Source organism: Amycolatopsis sp. PS_44_ISF1 (genome assembly GCF_032335455.1).
Taxonomy (GTDB): domain Bacteria; phylum Actinomycetota; class Actinomycetes; order Mycobacteriales; family Pseudonocardiaceae; genus Amycolatopsis.
Genome location: NZ_JANUXO010000001.1, coordinates 2,703,687 through 2,720,615, shown reverse-complemented (window position 1 = coordinate 2,720,615; position 16,929 = coordinate 2,703,687). Strand labels below are relative to the sequence as shown.

Annotated in this window: 18 protein-coding genes; 6 read left to right on the top strand and 12 right to left on the bottom strand. The window is 72.2% G+C overall.

Annotated features, from left to right (window positions below):
- The first annotated feature begins 54 nt into the window (after positions 1 to 54).
- Positions 55 to 387, top strand: coding sequence for a hypothetical protein (locus NYF13_RS12450; protein WP_315656438.1), 333 nt, complete (start codon positions 55 to 57; stop codon positions 385 to 387).
- Positions 388 to 491: 104 nt separating this feature from the next.
- On the opposite strand, the gene NYF13_RS12445 is transcribed toward NYF13_RS12450, so the two are convergent.
- The 4 genes from NYF13_RS12445 to ctaD all read right to left on the bottom strand — a co-directional run bounded on the left by NYF13_RS12445 (position 492) and on the right by ctaD (position 4,902).
- Positions 492 to 896 carry an OsmC family protein gene (locus NYF13_RS12445; protein WP_315656437.1) on the bottom strand — a complete coding sequence of 135 codons (405 nt, stop codon included), beginning with the start codon at positions 894 to 896 and terminating at the stop codon, positions 492 to 494.
- 113 nt (positions 897 to 1,009) lie between these two features.
- Positions 1,010 to 1,774: an aminoacyl-tRNA hydrolase gene (locus NYF13_RS12440; RefSeq protein WP_315656435.1), complete on the bottom strand. Its 765-nt coding sequence runs from the start codon at positions 1,772 to 1,774 to the stop codon at positions 1,010 to 1,012.
- Complete coding sequence (gene serB, locus NYF13_RS12435; RefSeq protein WP_315656434.1) at positions 1,771 to 3,000, bottom strand: phosphoserine phosphatase SerB; 1,230 nt, start codon at positions 2,998 to 3,000, stop codon at positions 1,771 to 1,773. The genes NYF13_RS12440 and serB overlap by 4 nt, the downstream gene beginning before the upstream one ends.
- A 129-nt stretch (positions 3,001 to 3,129) precedes the next feature.
- Positions 3,130 to 4,902, bottom strand: coding sequence for a cytochrome c oxidase subunit I (ctaD, locus tag NYF13_RS12430; protein WP_315656433.1), 1,773 nt, complete (start codon positions 4,900 to 4,902; stop codon positions 3,130 to 3,132).
- A 136-nt stretch (positions 4,903 to 5,038) separates the two neighbouring features.
- Here ctaD and NYF13_RS12425 point away from each other — a divergent pair, with 136 nt between their 5' ends.
- Positions 5,039 to 5,869 carry a phosphotransferase gene (locus NYF13_RS12425; RefSeq protein ID WP_315656432.1) on the top strand — a complete coding sequence of 277 codons (831 nt, stop codon included), beginning with the start codon at positions 5,039 to 5,041 and terminating at the stop codon, positions 5,867 to 5,869.
- A 7-nt stretch (positions 5,870 to 5,876) separates the two neighbouring features.
- On the opposite strand, the gene NYF13_RS12420 is transcribed toward NYF13_RS12425, so the two are convergent.
- A complete protein-coding gene (locus tag NYF13_RS12420; protein WP_315656431.1) occupies positions 5,877 to 6,620 on the bottom strand; it encodes an alpha/beta hydrolase in 744 nt (247 codons plus the stop codon).
- Between the two features lie 39 nt (positions 6,621 to 6,659).
- On the opposite strand from NYF13_RS12420, the gene NYF13_RS12415 reads away from it, so the two are divergent.
- Positions 6,660 to 7,160, top strand: coding sequence for a GNAT family N-acetyltransferase (locus NYF13_RS12415; protein ID WP_315656429.1), 501 nt, complete (start codon positions 6,660 to 6,662; stop codon positions 7,158 to 7,160).
- Positions 7,161 to 7,994: 834 nt separating this feature from the next.
- Here NYF13_RS12415 and NYF13_RS12410 read toward each other — a convergent pair.
- Both NYF13_RS12410 and NYF13_RS12405 read right to left on the bottom strand, forming a co-directional pair.
- Positions 7,995 to 8,300 (bottom strand): hypothetical protein, encoded by a 306-nt coding sequence (locus tag NYF13_RS12410; protein ID WP_315656428.1) that lies wholly within the window; start codon positions 8,298 to 8,300, stop codon positions 7,995 to 7,997.
- 260 nt (positions 8,301 to 8,560) lie between these two features.
- Positions 8,561 to 9,685, bottom strand: coding sequence for an alkaline phosphatase family protein (locus NYF13_RS12405; RefSeq protein ID WP_315656427.1), 1,125 nt, complete (start codon positions 9,683 to 9,685; stop codon positions 8,561 to 8,563).
- Between the two features lie 271 nt (positions 9,686 to 9,956).
- On the opposite strand from NYF13_RS12405, the gene NYF13_RS12400 reads away from it, so the two are divergent.
- Positions 9,957 to 10,160 (top strand): zinc ribbon domain-containing protein, encoded by a 204-nt coding sequence (locus NYF13_RS12400; RefSeq protein WP_315656426.1) that lies wholly within the window; start codon positions 9,957 to 9,959, stop codon positions 10,158 to 10,160.
- Between the two features lie 27 nt (positions 10,161 to 10,187).
- Here NYF13_RS12400 and NYF13_RS12395 read toward each other — a convergent pair whose 3' ends face one another.
- On the bottom strand, positions 10,188 to 11,300 hold the full coding sequence (locus NYF13_RS12395) for a PLP-dependent transferase (RefSeq protein WP_315656425.1): 1,113 nt from the start codon (positions 11,298 to 11,300) through the stop codon (positions 10,188 to 10,190).
- Positions 11,301 to 11,359: 59 nt separating this feature from the next.
- Here NYF13_RS12395 and NYF13_RS12390 point away from each other — a divergent pair, with 59 nt between their 5' ends.
- On the top strand, positions 11,360 to 11,833 hold the full coding sequence (locus tag NYF13_RS12390) for an Lrp/AsnC family transcriptional regulator (RefSeq protein ID WP_315656423.1): 474 nt from the start codon (positions 11,360 to 11,362) through the stop codon (positions 11,831 to 11,833).
- 318 nt (positions 11,834 to 12,151) lie between these two features.
- Positions 12,152 to 12,733 (top strand): short chain dehydrogenase, encoded by a 582-nt coding sequence (locus NYF13_RS12385; protein ID WP_315656421.1) that lies wholly within the window; start codon positions 12,152 to 12,154, stop codon positions 12,731 to 12,733.
- Here NYF13_RS12385 and NYF13_RS12380 read toward each other — a convergent pair.
- The 4 genes from NYF13_RS12380 to dhaK form a co-directional block, all read right to left on the bottom strand.
- Positions 12,727 to 14,499 (bottom strand): 3-hydroxybutyryl-CoA dehydrogenase, encoded by a 1,773-nt coding sequence (locus NYF13_RS12380; protein ID WP_315656420.1) that lies wholly within the window; start codon positions 14,497 to 14,499, stop codon positions 12,727 to 12,729. The two genes, NYF13_RS12385 and NYF13_RS12380, sit on opposite strands and share 7 nt — an antisense overlap.
- A gap of 93 nt (positions 14,500 to 14,592) precedes the next feature.
- On the bottom strand, positions 14,593 to 15,270 hold the full coding sequence (gene dhaM, locus NYF13_RS12375; RefSeq protein WP_315656419.1) for a dihydroxyacetone kinase phosphoryl donor subunit DhaM: 678 nt from the start codon (positions 15,268 to 15,270) through the stop codon (positions 14,593 to 14,595).
- Entirely contained in the window at positions 15,267 to 15,899 is a 633-nt protein-coding gene (gene dhaL, locus NYF13_RS12370) for a dihydroxyacetone kinase subunit DhaL (RefSeq protein ID WP_315656418.1), read from the bottom strand. The genes dhaM and dhaL overlap by 4 nt, the downstream gene beginning before the upstream one ends.
- On the bottom strand, positions 15,899 to 16,900 hold the full coding sequence (dhaK, locus tag NYF13_RS12365; protein ID WP_315656416.1) for a dihydroxyacetone kinase subunit DhaK: 1,002 nt from the start codon (positions 16,898 to 16,900) through the stop codon (positions 15,899 to 15,901). The genes dhaL and dhaK overlap by 1 nt, the downstream gene beginning before the upstream one ends.
- Positions 16,901 to 16,929 lie beyond the last annotated feature (29 nt).

Here is a 16,929-nt window from a genome sequence, read left to right as displayed (position 1 = left end):
GGCACAAGCGCAGCGGGTACGGTGAGCAGAACGAACACGACAGGGGAGCACCGGTTGACCCAGGATTCGTCCAGCGCACGCTCCCGGACCGTCAGTGTCGACGACACCGGGGTGCGGCGCGTTCTCGCCGACGGCAGCGAAGAAGCCGTGACGTGGTCGGACCTCTCGTCCGTGATGGTCAGGGTGATCCCGGACGGCCCCTGGAACGAGGACGTCTTCTTCATGCTCGTCGGCCACGACGGCAAGGGCACGGCCGTGCCCAGTGGCGACCCGGCCGCCGACGCGCTGATCGAGCGGTTGCAGTCCCTGCCCGGCTTCGACAACGACAAGTTCGTCGAGGCCATGACCACCGACGCCGACCAGGCCTACGTCGTCTGGCAGAGCTGAACGTCCGCCCGAGCTGAGTCGGCTTCCGCCCCGCCCGGCCCGCCGCAGCGGGACCCGGCGGCTCAGCGTGGTCCGAAGGCGGCGCGGGGGTCGTTCGGGCGGGCTCAGGTGGTCGGGAACTCTTCGGTGACCGGGATGCCCTTCTTCACCGTCCGGCTCACCGTGCACAACCGCTCGATCGCCCGGTCGACCGCGCCGGCCAGCGCTTCCCGCTGACCCGGTTCGAGCCCGGACACGTCGAGATCGAAGGCCACGTGCACCGCGTCCAGCTCGGACGCGCCCTCCCGCCGGTCGGCGGACACGGCCACCCGGAACTCCGAGTCCGCCCCCACCCGCCGGGTGATCAGCTCTTCAGCGGTGACGGCCGAGCACCCGGCCACGGCGATCTGCAGCAGTTCGGCCGGGGAGAACGCACCCTCGGCGCCGGTGCGGCCCAGCCGCACCTGGGCCCCGCGCTCGTTGCGCCCGACGAAGCTGTGCTCACCTTCGCGCTGCACTTCCAGGGTCACGTCCTGCTCCTCGTTTCGATGCCAAGAACCTGCCCCGGGACAACCCCGGGACGGGCGACGGTGTTCCGCCTCCCACCGGCTGGACCCGCCACCCGCGCCGTTTCAGCCGGGGCTCAGTGGAGCTGGACCGCCAGCACCGTGATCGTGCCCGGCTCGACCTCGGTGAACCCGGCGTCCCGGACCGCGACCACGCGCTGGTCGCGCCAGCCCGCGGCCGGATCGTCCACCGGGCACAGCTCCTTCCAGCGGGCGGGCGAAGGCGTGCGGACCGCCACCCGGTAACCCCGCTGCGCCCACTCGGCCAGCTCGGCGTCGCCGAGCAGCGAAGCCAGGATCATCGTGGCGTGACCGACCTGGGCGGAGGCCTTGCCCACGGTCATCGGCACCTCGGGGTTGAGCAGCAGCAGCGGCACGTCCTCCGGCGCCGGTGGCGGGGTGTCGGGCGGCAGCTCGCTGCCCGAGATCTGTAGCCGCGACACCTCCTTCGGCGTCTCGGCCACCAGCCCGGGCACCAGCGCGCGGGCCTCGGCGCCGTCGACCTCGACCGTGACGCCCGGCAACGCCTGCACCGCCCGCCAGTGCGCGCCTCGCGCCCGGCGCGCGACCTTGCGGATGCGGTTGTCCAGCCAGGCCTGCATCGGCTCGGCCCACTCACCGCCCGGTCCGGCGCGCTCGTCCAGGCACACCGCCAGCGCGGCCGCGGCCGCCGCCTCCAGCAGCGGGGTCCGGCCGGGCGGCTCGGCCCGCTCGATGCGCAGGATCACCGGCATCGCCCGGACCTGGTCCGGCTGTTCCTCGGAGGTGTCGGAGGTGGCCTCGGCGGGCAGTGCCAGCCACTCGGCGTAACGGTGGCCCAAGGGCGCCAGGAGGTGGTTCACGGCCGGGCCGGTTCCAGCCCGTCGGCCGCGTCGGCGGCCTCGACCTCGGCGCGCGTGACGCCGAGGACGAACAGCACGGCGTCCAGGTACGGGTGCGAGAGCGCGGTGTCCGCGACCTCGCGCAGCGCCGGCTTGGCGTTGAACGCCACGCCCATCCCGGCCGCGGAGAGCATGTCGATGTCGTTGGCCCCGTCGCCGACCGCGACGCACTGGCCCAGCGGGATGCCGTACTCGCCGGCGAACCGGCGCAGCGCCGTCGCCTTGCCCGCGCGGTCGACCACCTCGCCGACCACGCGGCCGGTGAGCTGGCCGTCGACGACCTCCAGCTCGTTCGCCGCCGCGAAGTCCAGCCCGAGGTCATCCACCAGGTGGTCGATGATCTGCGTGAACCCGCCCGAGACGACGCCGCAGCGGAAGCCCATGCGCTTGAGCGTGCGGACCGTGGTGCGCGCGCCGGGCATCAGCTCCAGCGAGGCCGCGACCTCGTCGAGCACCGTCGCGGGCAGCCCGGCCAGCAGGGACACGCGCCGTTCCAGCGATTCGGCGAAGTTCAGCTCGCCGCGCATGGCGGCCTCGGTGATCTGGCGGATCTCCGGCTCGACCCCGGCGTGGGCGCCGAGCATCTCGATCACCTCGCCCTGCACCAGGGTCGAATCGACGTCGAAGACCACCAGCCGCTTGGCCCGGCGGGTGATGCCCGCGCGCTCCACGGCGACGTCGATGGCCACCTGGGAGGCCGCGTCCGCAACCACCGAGCGCAGTTCGGCGTCAGCCTCCGCCGTGTCCTGACCGACCGAGACGTAGAGCTCCAGCCCGGTCACCGGGTAGTCGGCGACGCTGCGGATCGAATCGATGTTCGCGCCCATGCCCGCGAGCCGGCGCGCCACCTCGGAGAACGCCCGCGCCGTCACCGGGCGGCCCATCATCACCAGGACGTGCGAGGAACCGCGGCGGCCGAGCGCGAACGGGTCCGCCCCGATCGCATCCCCGATCCGCACGTCGACCTGCATGCCGACGCTGGCCATGGCCTGCTCCACGGACTCCTGCAGGCCCTCCGGGTCGCGGTACACGCCGGCCAGCACACCGAGCACGAGCTGCCCGCGGATGACCACCTGCTCGACGTCGAGCACGTCGACGTCGTGCCGCGTGAGCACGGCGAACAGCACGGAGGAGACACCGGGCTGGTCGGGACCGGTCGTGGTGATCAGGACGGGCGTCTGGGTCACTGGGCTCTATCCCTCGTTCGGCCGTTCGGACGGGCAACGCTCAGGTCTGGACTGCCGGGCCGGGACGCAAGAAGGGCGCGTGCCCGGCTTCACCTCAGCCGGGCACGCGCCTCTTCACACCGACGAGCGTTACTGCTCGCCCGAATTGTCCCTGTCGTGATTGCCCGGGATCAGCGCGTCGACCAGCTTCTGCGAAGGGGCGCCGCCGTGGCGCGGCTTGCCGAAGAAGCCGATCTCACCCTCCGCGTGCAGCCGCTCGATCATGTGCGGGTAGTGCAGCTCGAAGGCGGGCCGCTCGGACCGGATCCGGGGCAGCTCGGTGAAGTTGTGCCGCGGCGGCGGGCAGGAGGTGGCCCACTCCAGTGAGTTGCCGTAGCCCCACGGGTCGTCGACCGTGACGATCTCGCCGTAGCGGTAGCTCTTGAACACGTTCCAGATGAACGGCAGCGTCGAGGCGCCCAGGATGTACGCGCCGATCGTGGAGATCGTGTTCAGCGTGGTGAACCCGTCGCTGGCCAGGTAGTCCGCGTACCGGCGGGGCATGCCCTCCGCGCCCAGCCAGTGCTGGACCAGGAAGGTGCCGTGGAAGCCGATGAACGTGGTCCAGAAGTGCCACTTGCCGAGCTTCTCGTCCATCATCCGGCCAGTGATCTTCGGGAACCAGAAGTAGATCCCGGCGAAGGTCGCGAACACGATGGTGCCGTAGAGCACGTAGTGGAAGTGCGCCACCACGAAGTAGCTGTCCGACACGTGGAAGTCGATCGCCGGCGCGGCCAGCAGGATGCCGGTCAGACCGCCGAACAGGAACGTGACGATGAAGCCCATCGAGAAGATCATCGGCGTCTCGAAGGACAGCTGGCCCTTCCACATGGTGCCGATCCAGTTGAAGAACTTGACGCCGGTCGGGACGGCGATCAGGAACGTCATGAACGAGAAGAACGGCAGCAGGACCGCGCCGGTGGCGTACATGTGGTGCGCCCACACGGCCACGGACAGGGCGGCGATCGCCAGCGTGGCGAAGACCAGGCCCTTGTAGCCGAAGATCGGCTTCCGGCTGAACACCGGGAAGATCTCCGACACGATCCCGAAGAAGGGCAGGGCGACGATGTAGACCTCGGGATGGCCGAAGAACCAGAACAAGTGCTGCCAGAGGATCACGCCGCCGTTGGCCGGGTCGAAGACGTGCGCGCCCAGGTGCCGATCGGCCAGCAGGCCCATCAGGGCCGCGGTCAGGATCGGGAAGGCCAGCAGGATCAGGATGCTGGTGACCAGGATGTTCCAGGTGAAGATCGGCATCCGGAACATGGTCATGCCCGGGGCGCGCAGGCAGATCACCGTGGTGACCATGTTGACCCCGCCGAGGATGGTGCCCAGACCGGACACGACCAGACCGGAGATCCACAGGTCCGCGCCGACGCCCGGGGAGTGGATCGCGTCCGACAGCGGGGTGTAGGCGAACCAGCCGAAGTCGGCGGCGCCACCCGGGGTCAGGAAGCCGGAGAGGACGATCAGGCCACCGAAGAGGTACAGCCAGTAGGAGAACGCGTTCAGCCGCGGGAACGCCACGTCCGGTGAGCCGATCTGCAGCGGCAGCACGAAGTTCGCGAAGCCGAAGAGGATCGGCGTCGCGTACAGCAGCAGCATGATCGTGCCGTGCATGGTGAACAGCTGGTTGTACTGCTCCTGCGACAGGAACTGCTGGCCCGGTCGGGCCAGCTCGGTGCGGATGAGCATCGCCATCGCGCCGCCCGCCATGAAGAAGGCGAACGACGTGACCAGGTACATGATGCCGATCTGCTTGTGGTCCGTCGTGCGGAACAACCGCAGCAGGTACGAACCCTTAACCGACTCGCGCGCGGGGTACGGGCGCGTGGCGATCGGCTTGGGGGCTACGGCCGTCACTCCTGCCTCCAACACTGAAACCTTGTGGTGGTCAACATCCGGGACACCGCCGGGCCGAACGGACCGATCCGGCGGATAAAGGGGATCGTAGCCCTCGCTACCGACAGTCGCGCGCACCGGCTGGTCAGATCACCGCATGACCGACCCCCACACGGTCTCGGCGGTGGCGGCGGCGACCGCGGTGGCCCGCCGGCTGGGGTGGCCGGCCAGCTCCACGCAGGTGCTGCACGAGCGGTCGAACGTGCTGGTGAGAATGGGTCGGGTGGTGGCCAGGGTGCCCGGGACCACGCTGCTCCTGCGGCCGGACGCGACGGACTGGCTGGAGCGCGACGTGGCCCTGTCCGCCTTCCTCACCGATCGTGGTGTGCGCGTCGTCTCACCCACCACGGATCCCCCGGCCGGCCCGCACTTCGCCGAGGGCCTGCCGGTCACGCTCTGGCACTGGACGCCGCACGATCCGGACCATCGGCACAGCCCGGGCGAGCTGGCGGGCTCCCTGGCCCGGGTCCATTCGGTACTGCGCGACTTTTCCGGCGAACTGCCCGTCCGGGGCCCGCTGGCCGAGCTGGAGACGATGCTCCGGCTCCACGGCGACGCCATGGACGGGGCGGCGGACCGGATCCGCGCGGAAGCCGCCCGGATCGAAGCGGGGCTGCCGGCCGCTCCCGTGCAGGCGCTGCACGGGGACGCGCACCCGGGCAACGTCGTCGCCACCGCGGACGGTCCGTGCTGGCTCGACTTCGAGGACACCTGGCGCGGACCGCTCGCGTGGGACCTGGCGATCCTGCTGGAGCAGGGCGGGCCGGAGCTGCTCGCCGCGTATCCGGCCGAAGCCGACGAAACCGCCATCGCGGGTTATCTGCGGCTGCGCGAGCTTTTCGCCGTGGGCTGGCGGTTCCTGATCGCGAAGCGGTTCCCGCACCGCCTCGGCGAGGCCCGCGCGGCGCTGGCCGGGTACTTCGGCTGAGCGGTTTTCAGCCGAACGGGTACCAGCCCAGGATCGCTTCCACCACGCCCGCGGGATCCTCCAGCGGCGTCAGGTGGCCGACGCCGGGGAGCACGGCGAGAGTGGCGTCGGGCAGGGCGCCGACCATGGTGCCGGCGGCTTCGAGCGGGGTGATGGCGTCCCGCTCACCGACGATGACCAGCGCTGGGACCTCGGCCGCGCGCAGGGTCTCGACCGAGTCCGGCCGGGCGCGGAGGGCACGCGCCGCCCAGGCGACCCCAGCGGGCGGCTGCTCGTCGATCAGCCCGCGCACCCGCTCGACCACGCCGGTCGCGGCGGTGTCCGCCAGCAGGGTGGGCAGACTGGCCTCGGCCAGCCACCCGGTGACACCTTCGGCCTCGGCCCGTTCCGCGACGTCCAGCCGGGCGCGGGCGGTCTCGGGCGGGTCGGCGGTCGCCTTGGTGTCGATGAGCACGAGCCCCCCGACGCGTTCCGGAGCGAGGCGCAGCACCGCCATGGTCAGGTAGCCGCCCATCGAGCAGCCCCCGAGGACCACCCGGTCCAGCTCCAGCCGGTCGAGCAGCGCGACGACGTCCCGGGCGGCGTCGTCCAGGCTCGGCTCGCGGCCGTTCCCGGGCAGCGGGCTGCGACCGAGCCCGCGCTGGTCGGGGGTGATGAGCCGGACGCGTTCGGCGAGCGGCGCGCGCACCGGGTCCCACATCCGGGCGTCGAGCGGGAAGGCGTGCAGCAGGAGCAGGGGCAGTTCGGTCATGCGGCCCATTTTGTCGGACCTCCGGGCTACCTTCGGCACGTGCTGACGGAGATCAAGACCGAGCGACTGCTGCTCCGCCCTTTTCGTGAGGCGGACCGGCCGGAGATGGTGGCCATCGAAACCGACCCGAGAACCAACCGCTACCGCGTGAACCCGCCGGACGGCCCGGCCGCGGAGCACAGGTTCGACACCTGGCTGGAGCACTGGCGCGACCACGGTTACGGCTACCTGGCCGTGTTCGGCCCCGAGTCCCCGGCCCTGCTGGGCCTCTCGGGGGTCCGCTCGCGCGACTTCGACGGCGGGAAGGTGCTGAACCTGGGCTACCGCTTCCACCCGTCGGCCTGGGGCAGGGGCTACGCGGTGGAGGCCGCGAGCGCGTCGGTGGACTGGGCGGAACGAGAACTGGCCCCGACACCGGTGCTGATCTCGGTGAACGTGGTCAACCAGCCGTCCCTGCGGGTGGTCGAGCGGCTGGGGTTCACCCGGTACGAGGAGACGGAGGAAGGGGATGGGGCGGTGGTGCGGCACTACCGGAGGTGACGGGACGGGGTTGCTGCTCGGGGTGACCGGCGCGGGCGTCGGGAGTTCGGAAACCGCCGGGCTCGAACCTGGCCGGACGGTTTCGGCGCGACTCGTACGGGCCCAGTCGGACGGCTTCGGCGCGACTCGTCCGGGGCATGTCCGGGCGGCTTCGGTTTGATCTGCTCGGGCACGGCTGGACGGTTTCCGCGCGACTCGACCGGGCACGGCTGGACGGTTTCCGCGCGACTCGACCGGGCACGGCTGGACGGTTTCCGCGCGACTCGACCGGGCACGGCTGGACGGTTTCCGCGCGACTCGACCGGGCACGGCTGGACGGTTTCCGCGCGACTCGACCGGGCACGGCTGGACGGTTTCCGCGCGACTCGACCGGGCACGGCTGGACGGTTTCCGCGCGACTCGACCGGGCACGGCTGGACGGTTTCCGCGCGACTCGACCGGGCACGGCTGGACGGTTTCCGCGCGACTCGACCGGGCACGGCTGGACGGTTTCGGCGCGACCTGCTCGGACCTGGCTGGACCGCTTCGGCGCTTTTCGCTCGGGCGCGGTTGGATGACTTCGGCCCGACCCACCCCGACATGTCTGGGCCACCTCGGCGCGACTCGACCGGTCATGGTTGGACGACCCGACCCACCCCGACATGGCTGGACCGCTTCGGCGCGACTTGGCCGGGCATGGCCGGGCGGCTTCGGTCTGACCCGCCGGGGCACCACCGGACCGTTTCGACGCGACGCCGCCGGGCGCGGCTCCTTCCGTGGCCGGCTCGGGGTGGCTTCGGCCGCGGGTGGCGGTCGCGGGTGGGGGGACCTCGGTGGCGGGGAGGGGCGGGCCGGTCACCAGCGGCGGGTCGGCCGGCGGCGGCCGCGGGCGTCCCAGCAGGGGCGGTGCCAGTGTCGCCGGTCGGCGACGGAGCCGGTTTCGTCCGCGGGCCAGACCACCAGGTGCGGGGTGCCGGAGCGGATCTCGTGGTCGCAGCCGGGGCAGCGGTAGGTCTTGGTGGCGTGGGACCCGGGCACGGTCCGGACCAGCCAGTCCCCGTCCTGACCGGACTCGGTGTGCGCCCACCCACTGGTGGCACCGGGTTCGGGACGAGCGGCGCGACCGTCCCGGTCACGCCCAGGACGGTTGCGTCGAGGCACACCGAAAACGGTAACCGGCGGCCGGACACGACCGCACAGGAGTCTCACCCCACCCGCGAGCATCCCGCCCCGGCTCCCGAGAACCCCTGGCGGAGGTGCCACCGCAGCGGAAGCCGCGCGCATCGGCGGCAAACGGTTTCCGGCGCGGCCGGTCCTGCGGCATGGCGCGTTGCAGTCCTGCGGCACGGCGCGTTGCAGTCCTGCGGCACGGCGCGTTGCGGTCCTGCGGCATGTCGCGTTGGCACGGCGAACTCGCGCGGTCAGCCCTGGACCAGGGCCAGCGGGACCAGTTGCTCGGCCTCCGTCAGGGAACCGTGCTGGCCGATCAGCGAGGACTCCACGGCTTCGGCCAGCTCGCGGACCAGGCCGAAGGTTCCGGTGGCCGCGGCCACGACGTCGCCGATCCGGGGACGGACCCGGTCGCTCACCCGGTGGCCGAACCAGCCGCGGGTGATGGCCTCGTCGCGGGGCAGGACCCAGGCCCGGTCGCCGAGCACGGTGCGCCAGGCCGCCAGGACGTCGGCCTCCGCGCCGGGCTCGGTGTAGACGTGGCGGGCGCGCACTTCGCCGCCGAAGGCACGGACACCGGCCAGCAGTTCGGGGGTGTCGTCCAGGTCCAGCTTCTCCTCGACGGTCACCATGCCGTGGTCGGCCACCACCGCCAGCAGCGCACCGGGCGGCAGTCCGTCCACAAGGGACTCCACCAGCCGGTCGACCTGCCGCAGCTGCAGGCGCCAGGGCGCCGAGCCGGGACCGTACAGGTGGCCCAGCAGGTCCAGCTCGCTGTGGTAGGCGTAGCAGAACGAGCGCGACGACAGCACGTCCAGCGTTCGCGCGGCCAGATCGCCCAGCGCGTGCACGCCGGCGTAACGCGCGCCGTCCTGGGTGGCCCGGGTCAGGGCCGTGTCCGCGAACTGCGCCGACGACACCACCACCGCGTCGACCCCGGCCGCGGCCGCGCGTTCGAAGGTCGTCGGCAGCGGCTGCACCTCACGCGGCGGCAGAGCGCCGCGCAGATCGCCGCCGTCGGTGTGGGAACGCCAGCGCAGCGCGTTCAGCACCCCCGCCCCCGGCACCTCGAAGGTGTACCCGACCATGCCGTGCTCCCCCGACGCCAGGCCGGTCCCGATCGCCGCGACACCCGCCGCGGTCGTCGAAGGGAATCCCACGCGCAGTGGTCGCTTCGCGAGTTCGGTGAGCACCGGCGCGTCGGCAGCGTGCTCGGCCAGCAGTTGCCAGCCGAGCCCGTCGACGAGCAGCACGCACGCGCTGCTCGCGTCGGGCAGCGAAAGGGCGTTCACCTCCCCCGGCACTCCGAGCGAGCCGAGCAACGCCGGGACAACCTGGCCGAGGTGCGGGAAATCCGCGAGCGGGGGAACATCCACTCCCCCAGCCTCCCACCGGCCGACCCGATCCGACCATCGTCATCCCTCGCCGGGTGGCGGCACCCGGTCGGCACCGCGGTTCCGGCCGAGCCCACCCCAACCCGGCCCAACCCAACCCGGCCCGGCCCAACCCGGCCGGGCCCAACCCAACCCGGCCCGGCCCGGCCCGGCCCGGCCCGAGAACCGAGCCGGGCGCCGCCGCCACGGTCCGGGCGTCCCCTGCCCCGGGCCGTCCTTCCCCCACGCGGCCCCGGCAGCGATAATTCCCGCCATGCCCACCTACGCCTACCGCTGCCGCGACTGCACCGGGACCTTCGAGCTGCACCGGCCGATGAGCGAATCCGCCGCCCCGGCGCCCTGCCCCGAGGGGCACACGGACACGGTGAAGCTGCTGACCACAGTGGCGCTCACCGGGGCGGCGGCCGCGCCTGCTTCCCCGGGTGGCGGCTGCTGCGGGGGCGGCTGCTGCGGTTGAGCACCGGCCGCCACCGAGCGCCGGTCCTCAGCCGGCCTTGAGCGCCTGGTCCAGGTCGTGCCACAGGTCCTCGACCGCTTCCAGGCCGATGGACAGGCGGATCAGCCGGTCGGTGATGCCCGCCTCCTCGCGGTCGTCCGCGGGGACGACGCGGTGGGTCAGCGAGGCGGGGTGCTGGATCAGCGTGTCCACGCTGCCGAGGCTCACCGCCGGGGTGATCAGGCGGACGGCGCCGATCAGCGCGTGCGGGTCCCCGGCCACTTCGAACGCCACCAGCGGACCGCCCAGTTTCGGGTAGTGCACGGCGTGGACGGCCGGGTGCGCGGCGAGCCGCTCGGCCAGGATGGCCGCCGTGGCCGAGGCCGCCGTAACGCGCAGAGGAAGCGTCGACAGACCGCGAAGCAGGAGGTAGCCCGCGAGGGGGTGCAGGACAGCGCCCGTCGCGAAGCGGATTTGGCGTAGGCGGGCCGCTTCTTCGGCGTCGCAGGCTACGACACCGCCCATGACGTCACCGTGACCACCGAGGAACTTCGTCGCGCTGTGGAGCACGATGCGGGCGCCGAGCCGTCCTGGGCGCTGGAGCACGGGCGTCGCGAAGGTGTTGTCGACGAGCAGCGGGACTTCGCCGCACGCCGAGGCGAGAGCCTCGATGTCCAGCTCGGTCAGGGTCGGGTTCGCGGGCGTCTCGACGAACACCAGCCCGGTGTCCGGCCGGATCGCCCCCGCCAGCTCCCTAGGCGCGACCCAGGTGACCTCCGTGCCGAGCAGGCCCGAGGTGAGCAGGTGGTCGGTGGAGCCGTACAGCGGGCGAACCCCGACGACGTGCCGCTTTCCCTGGGTGACCGCGGAAAGCAGGCAGGCGGAGATCGCCGCCATGCCGCTGGCGAAGGCCACCCCGTGCTCGAAGCCCTCCAGCTCGGCCAGCGCCTGTTCGAACCGCTCCACGGTCGGGTTGCCGATCCGCCCGTAGATGCCGGTGACGTTCCCGCCCGCGGTGAACTCGTCGATCCGGCGAGCCTCGTCCGCGCTGTCCCGCGAGGGATAGGTCGTGGAGAAGTCGAGCGGGGCGGCGTGCAGGCCGAGATCGGTCAGATCATCCCGCCCGGCGTGGACGGCCCGGGTGCGCAACGAAGAAGTCATGGGACACAGGTTCGGACGAAAACCGGTCTCGAAACAAGTGCTTCGGATATCATTCGGCCATGACTGGATCTGTCGAACTGAGTCCGGTTGATCTCGAAATCCTGCGGCTGCTGCAGAACGATGCCCGGATCTCCAACAAGGACCTGGCCGCCGAGGTCGGGCTGGCGCCGTCCACCTGCCTCGACCGCGTGGCCCGGCTGCGCGAGTCCGGGGTGATCACCGGCCAGCACGCGTCGGTGGACGCGGCGAAGCTGGGCCGTCCGCTGGAGGCGTTCCTGTTCGTCCAGGTCCGCCCGCACCGACGGCCGCTGGTGGACCCGTTCGTCGAGCACCTGCTGGCCCTGCCGGAGGTCCGCGCGGTCTACCACCTGACCGGACCGGACGACTTCCTCGCCCACGTGGCCACCGACTCCGCCGCCGGACTGCAACGCCTGGTCCTGGACGAGCTGACCGCCCGCGACGAGGTGGCCCGGGTGCACACGAACCTGGTCTTCCAGCACTGGAGCGGCGGGCCGCTGCTGCCCCCGGTCTGAGCATCAGCCGCGCCCGGGCTCAGCCGACCTGGTCGCGAGCCCGGGGCAGTCGATCCGGCGGCGGCCGACTCGGCCGCAATCAGGCCGGTCTCAGTCACGCCGGCCACCGCACAGCATCGGCCGGCCCGGCAATAGCCGCCGGGTGTTCGTCCTCTTGGTTCGGTCGCGCAGATCCATGCCGGCAGCCTAAGCAGCACCACCGACAATTCTGGCGCACAACCACCCCACGGCGCAGATTTTTTCTTATACAACAACAAAAAATGATGGATGATAAAAACCAATCGCCGGGAAACCGGCAAAACAGGTAGCGTCAGACCGGTGAAGATCATCCTGCTAGGCGCGTCCGGGCTGATCGGCCAGGCCGTGGCGGCCGCCCTCACCCCGCGGCACGAACTGGTGCCGGTATCCCGAGGCGGCGAAACCAAAGCCGACCTCACCGACCCGGCATCACTCGACGCGCTGTTCGAGAACCCCGCCGACGCCGTGGTCTGCTGCGCCGCGAACGTCCCCCTCCGGCCGCTGGCCGAACTCACCGAGAGCCAGGTCCTCGAAGACCTCCACGGCAAGCTGCTGGGCCAAGTCGCGCTCGCGCGGCGGGCCGCCGACAAGCTCAACGACGGCGGCTCGATCACCCTCACCGGGGGCACGTTCACCGAGCCGTTCCCCCATAGCAGCCTCGGCGCGCTGGTCAACGCGGGCCTCGCCGGATTCGTCCGCTCGGCCGCCGCCGACCTGACTCGCGGGCTACGGATCAACGCCGTCAGCCCCGGCTGGGTCAGCGAAACACTCGAAGCCATGGGCAAGGACGGCAGCGGCGGCACCCCCGTCGCCCGAGTCGCGGCGGTCTACGCCGGACTCGTCGAGGGCACCGCGCGGGGAACCACGGTCACCCCTCAGTAGTCCTTGAATCCCTGGCCCGTCTTGCGGCCCAGCCGTCCCGCCGTCACCAGGTGTTCCAGCAGTGGCGCTGGCGCGAAGCCCTCCTCGCGGAACTCGTCGAACAACGTCCGCTCGATCGCCAGCGAGACGTCCAGGCCGACCACGTCGAGCAGTTCGAACGGCCCCATCGGCAGTCCGCAGCCGACCTTCATCGCGGTGTCGATGTCCTCGGCCGACGCGTAGTGCGCCTCCAGCATCTTCACCGCGTCGTTGAGGTAGGGGAACAGCAGCGCGTTGACGATGAAACCCGCCCGGTCCCCGCAGCGCACCGGGTGTTTGCCCACCGCGGCGCAGACGGCGGTGGCGGTCGCGACGACGTCCGGCGCGGTCGCGATCGTCGAGACCACTTCGACCAGTTTCATCGCCGGTGCGGGATTGAAGAAGTGCAGGCCCAGCACGTCACCGGGGCGTGCGGTCGCGGCCGCGCACCCGATCACCGGCAGCGAGGAGGTGGTCGTGGCCAGGATCGCGCCCGGCCGCACCACCTCGTCCAAGGCGGCGAAGACCGCCTGCTTCACGGCCGGTTCCTCGGCCACCGCTTCCACCACCAGGTCCACTTCGGCCAGCGCCTCGAAATCGGTGACGGGCACGATCCGGGCCAGCGCGGCGGCCGCGTCCTCTTCGGACAGACGACCCCGCGCCACGGACCTGCCCAGCGACTTTTCGACCTTCGCCACGGCCGCCACGGCCTTGGCCCGGCTCCGGGCCCGCAGCACCACGCCGAACCCGTGCTTGGCGAACACTTCGGCGATGCCCGTGGCCATCGTCCCGGTGCCGACCACCCCCACCTCGCGCACCGCTCGCGGCGGCGGTGATTCCACTGTGGACGCCGGGATGAGCCCGTCCGCGACCACGGCCGGCGAGCCCGGCGCTTCGTAGGGGTAGAAGCCCCGGCCGGTCTTGCGGCCCAGCCGCCCGGCGGTGATCAGCTGCTTCAGCAACGGCGCCGGCGCGTGCAGCCGGTTGCGCGACTGGTGGTACATCGTGTCGAGGATTTCGTACGCCGTGTCCAGCCCGATCAGGTCCAGCAGCGCGAGCGGACCCATCGGGTAGCCACAACCGAACCGCATCGCCGCGTCCAGGTCCTCGCGGGTGGCGTACCGCTGCTCGTACATCCGCACCGCGTGGTTGAGGTAGCCGAACAGCAGCGCGTTCGCGATGAACCCGGCGCGGTCGCCCATCACCACCGGCACCTTGCCGAGCCGTTCGGCGAACGCGACCACGTCGGTCACCACCGCCGGCTCCGTGACCACCGTGCGCACCACCTCGACCAGTTCGAGCACCGGGGCCGGGTTGAAGAAGTGCAGCCCCACGACCTTGCCCGGCCGCGCCGTGCGCACGCCGATCTCGGTGATCGACAGCGAGGAGGTGTTCGACGCGAAGACCGTGTCCGGCCGCGTCACCTCATCGAGCCGGGAGAAGACCTCGGCCTTGGCCGCCAGGGCCTCCGGGATCGCCTCGATCACCAAGTCCACTTCGGACAGTGCGGCCAGCGAGGTCGAGCAGCGGATGCGCGCCAGCAGCGCGTCGCGGCCGGCTCGGTCGAGCTTGCCGCCGGCCAGCGCCCGCCCGGTGGAGTGGCGCAGGCGCTCCTCGCCTCGCGCGACCCCGGCGTCGTCCAGTTCCACGGCGATGACGTCGATCCCGCTGCGCGCCAGCACCTCCGCGATGCCGGCACCCATCGTGCCCAGGCCGACGACGCCGACCTTCGAGATGTCCCGTGCCATCGAGCCCTCCGGAGGTTACTCGCGGGTAGTATGGCTCACTGTGACACGGGTGCCCGGCAAAAGCACTTCCGGATCGAGTCAGACCGACCCGGATCACTCGCCGAAGTTCGTCTCCACCAGCGCGGTCACCTTCGCCAGGGCCTCGCCCGCCTGCGGTCCGTACGCCCGGACCACGATCCGGTCGCCCTGGCGCGCGCCCAGCGACATCAACGCGAGCACGCTGTGCCCGTCCGCCTCCCGCTCACCCAGCCGCACGGAGACCTCGGCCTCCAGCCCGGCCAGGCTGCGCACCAGCACCGCGGCCGGGCGGGCGTGCAGCCCGACGTCGTTGACCAGCGTCAACGCCTTCTCCTCCACACCGTCGGCCGCGGAGTCGACCGCCAGCAGGTCGGGCGCCAGACCGGCGCTCGCCGCGGCCTCGCCCACGGCTCGGCGGTCCGCGCCGCCCTGCGCGGCCACCGCCGCCGCCACCGCGCCCTCCACCAGCGGCGCGTCGACCACCACGGCCGAGGCCGGGTCGGCCAGCGATTCCACCGCCAGCTCGGCGGTCATCTGCGCGCTGCCCAGGTCGTAGAGCAGCACCACCCCGTCGCCGGAGTCGGCCCGCTGGACGGCCGCGACCACCTCGTCGTAGTCGGTGCCGATCCCGCCGTCGCCGGCGAGCCCGCCGGCCGGGCGGATGCGGACGTCCGGCGCCATCTGCCCCGCCAGCTCGGCCAGCCCCTCGGCCAGCTTCGCGCTGTGCGACACGAGCACGATTCCGACGGTCACCGGGCCGCCCCCGCGAACGCGCGCAGCAGCAGCGCCGTGGACCGGGCGCCCGGATCCAGGTGCCCGACGGCGCGCTCGCCCAGGTAGGACGCCCGGCCCTTGCGCGGAACCAGGTCCACTGTGGACTCAGCTCCCCGGTCGGCCGCGCCGGCGGCGGCCGCGAGCACGCCGGCGACGGTCGCGTCCGGAGCATCCGCGGCGGCTTCGGCGGCCGCGACGGCGGGGACCAGCGCGTCCACCATCGTCGCGTCGCCGACGACCGCCTTACCGCGCGCCTGAACCCCCTCCAGCGCGGCCCGCAGCGCTTCGAGCAGCAGCGGCACGTCGATCTCCGCGGCGTCGCCCAGCTTCATCGACGCACGGAGGAAAACCGTGCCGTACAAGGGCCCCGCCGCCCCGCCGACCTTCGAGATCAACGTGGTGGCGGCCAGCTTCGCCACGGCTCCCGGGGTGGGGGGCACCTCGGTCTCCAAGGCCGAAACGATCGCGGTGAAGCCCCGGCTGAGGTTCTCGCCGTGATCGCCGTCCCCGATCGCCCGGTCGAGCTCGATCAGCTCGGTGCGGTGCTCGGCGACGACCTCGGCCGCGGCCCGCAGCGCCACGGCGGCTCCTTCCGCAGAACAGCCCATCAGATCCCCCACCGCAGCGCGGGCGTCCACACGGGCGCGTCCCACAGCTCGGTCAGCTCGTCGTCCAGTTTCAGCAGGGTCAGGCTCATCCCCTGCATCTCGAGACTGGTGATGTACGGGCCGACGAGCCTGCGTTCCACCACGATCCCACGCTCGGCCAGCAGCCGCTCGGCGATCCCGTGCGCGAGGTACAGCTCCACCAGCGGGGTGGCGCCCATCGAGTTGGTGAACAGCAGCACCCGGTCCCCCGGCTGGTACGGCAGGTCCGAGACGACGGCCTCGACCAGCCGGGCCACCAGCGCGTCGGCCGGCTCCAGCGGGATGCGCTCGCGGCCGGGCTCGCCGTGGATGCCGATGCCGAACTCGACCTCGTCCGGGCCGAGCTCGAAACTGGGCTCGCCCCCGTGCGGCACGGTCGGCGCGGTCAGCGCCACGCCGATCGAGCGCACCTGCCCGATCACCTTGCGGGCCACCGCTTCCACCGCGTCCAGCGAGTCACCGCGCTCGGCCGCCGCGCCGGCGATCTTCTCCAGCAGCACCGTGCCGCCGACCCCGCGTCGCCCGGCGGTGAAGGTCGAATCCTTGACCGCGACGTCGTCGTCGATCACCACGCTGCGCACGTCGAGGTCCTCGGCCGCGGCCAGTTCGGCGGCGGTCTCGAAGTTCAGCACGTCACCGGTGTAGTTCTTGACGATCAGCAACGCCCCGGCGGGCCCGGTGGTCGCGGCGAGGGCGGCCTGCACCGCGTCCGGCGTCGGCGAGGTGAAGACCGGGCCCGGCACGGCGGCGTCGAGCATGCCGCGGCCGACGAACCCGCCGTGCAGCGGCTCGTGCCCGGACCCGCCGCCGGAGATCACCGCGACCTTGCGCGGCGCCGGCGCGGCGGCCCGGACCACCAGGGCCGGGTTGCCGCGCACCCGCAGGATGTCCGCGTGGGCGACCGCCAGGCCGCGCAGCGATTCGGCGACCACATCGGCCGGATCGTTGATGATCTTCTTCAAGGCGGGCCTCCGGCACGTCGGCGGTGAGT

Bases quoted from the DNA above. Each gene is read 5' to 3' on its own strand.
- NYF13_RS12425 (WP_315656432.1), top strand. From the start codon at position 5,039: ATGACCGACCCCCACACGGTCTCGGCGGTGGCGGCGGCGACCGCGGTG.
- NYF13_RS12420 (WP_315656431.1), bottom strand. From the start codon at position 6,620: ATGACCGAACTGCCCCTGCTCCTGCTGCACGCCTTCCCGCTCGACGCC.
- NYF13_RS12400 (WP_315656426.1), top strand. From the start codon at position 9,957: ATGCCCACCTACGCCTACCGCTGCCGCGACTGCACCGGGACCTTCGAG.
- NYF13_RS12395 (WP_315656425.1), bottom strand. From the start codon at position 11,300: ATGACTTCTTCGTTGCGCACCCGGGCCGTCCACGCCGGGCGGGATGAT.
- NYF13_RS12390 (WP_315656423.1), top strand. From the start codon at position 11,360: ATGACTGGATCTGTCGAACTGAGTCCGGTTGATCTCGAAATCCTGCGG.
- NYF13_RS12380 (WP_315656420.1), bottom strand. From the start codon at position 14,499: ATGGCACGGGACATCTCGAAGGTCGGCGTCGTCGGCCTGGGCACGATG.
- dhaL (WP_315656418.1), bottom strand. From the start codon at position 15,899: ATGGGCTGTTCTGCGGAAGGAGCCGCCGTGGCGCTGCGGGCCGCGGCC.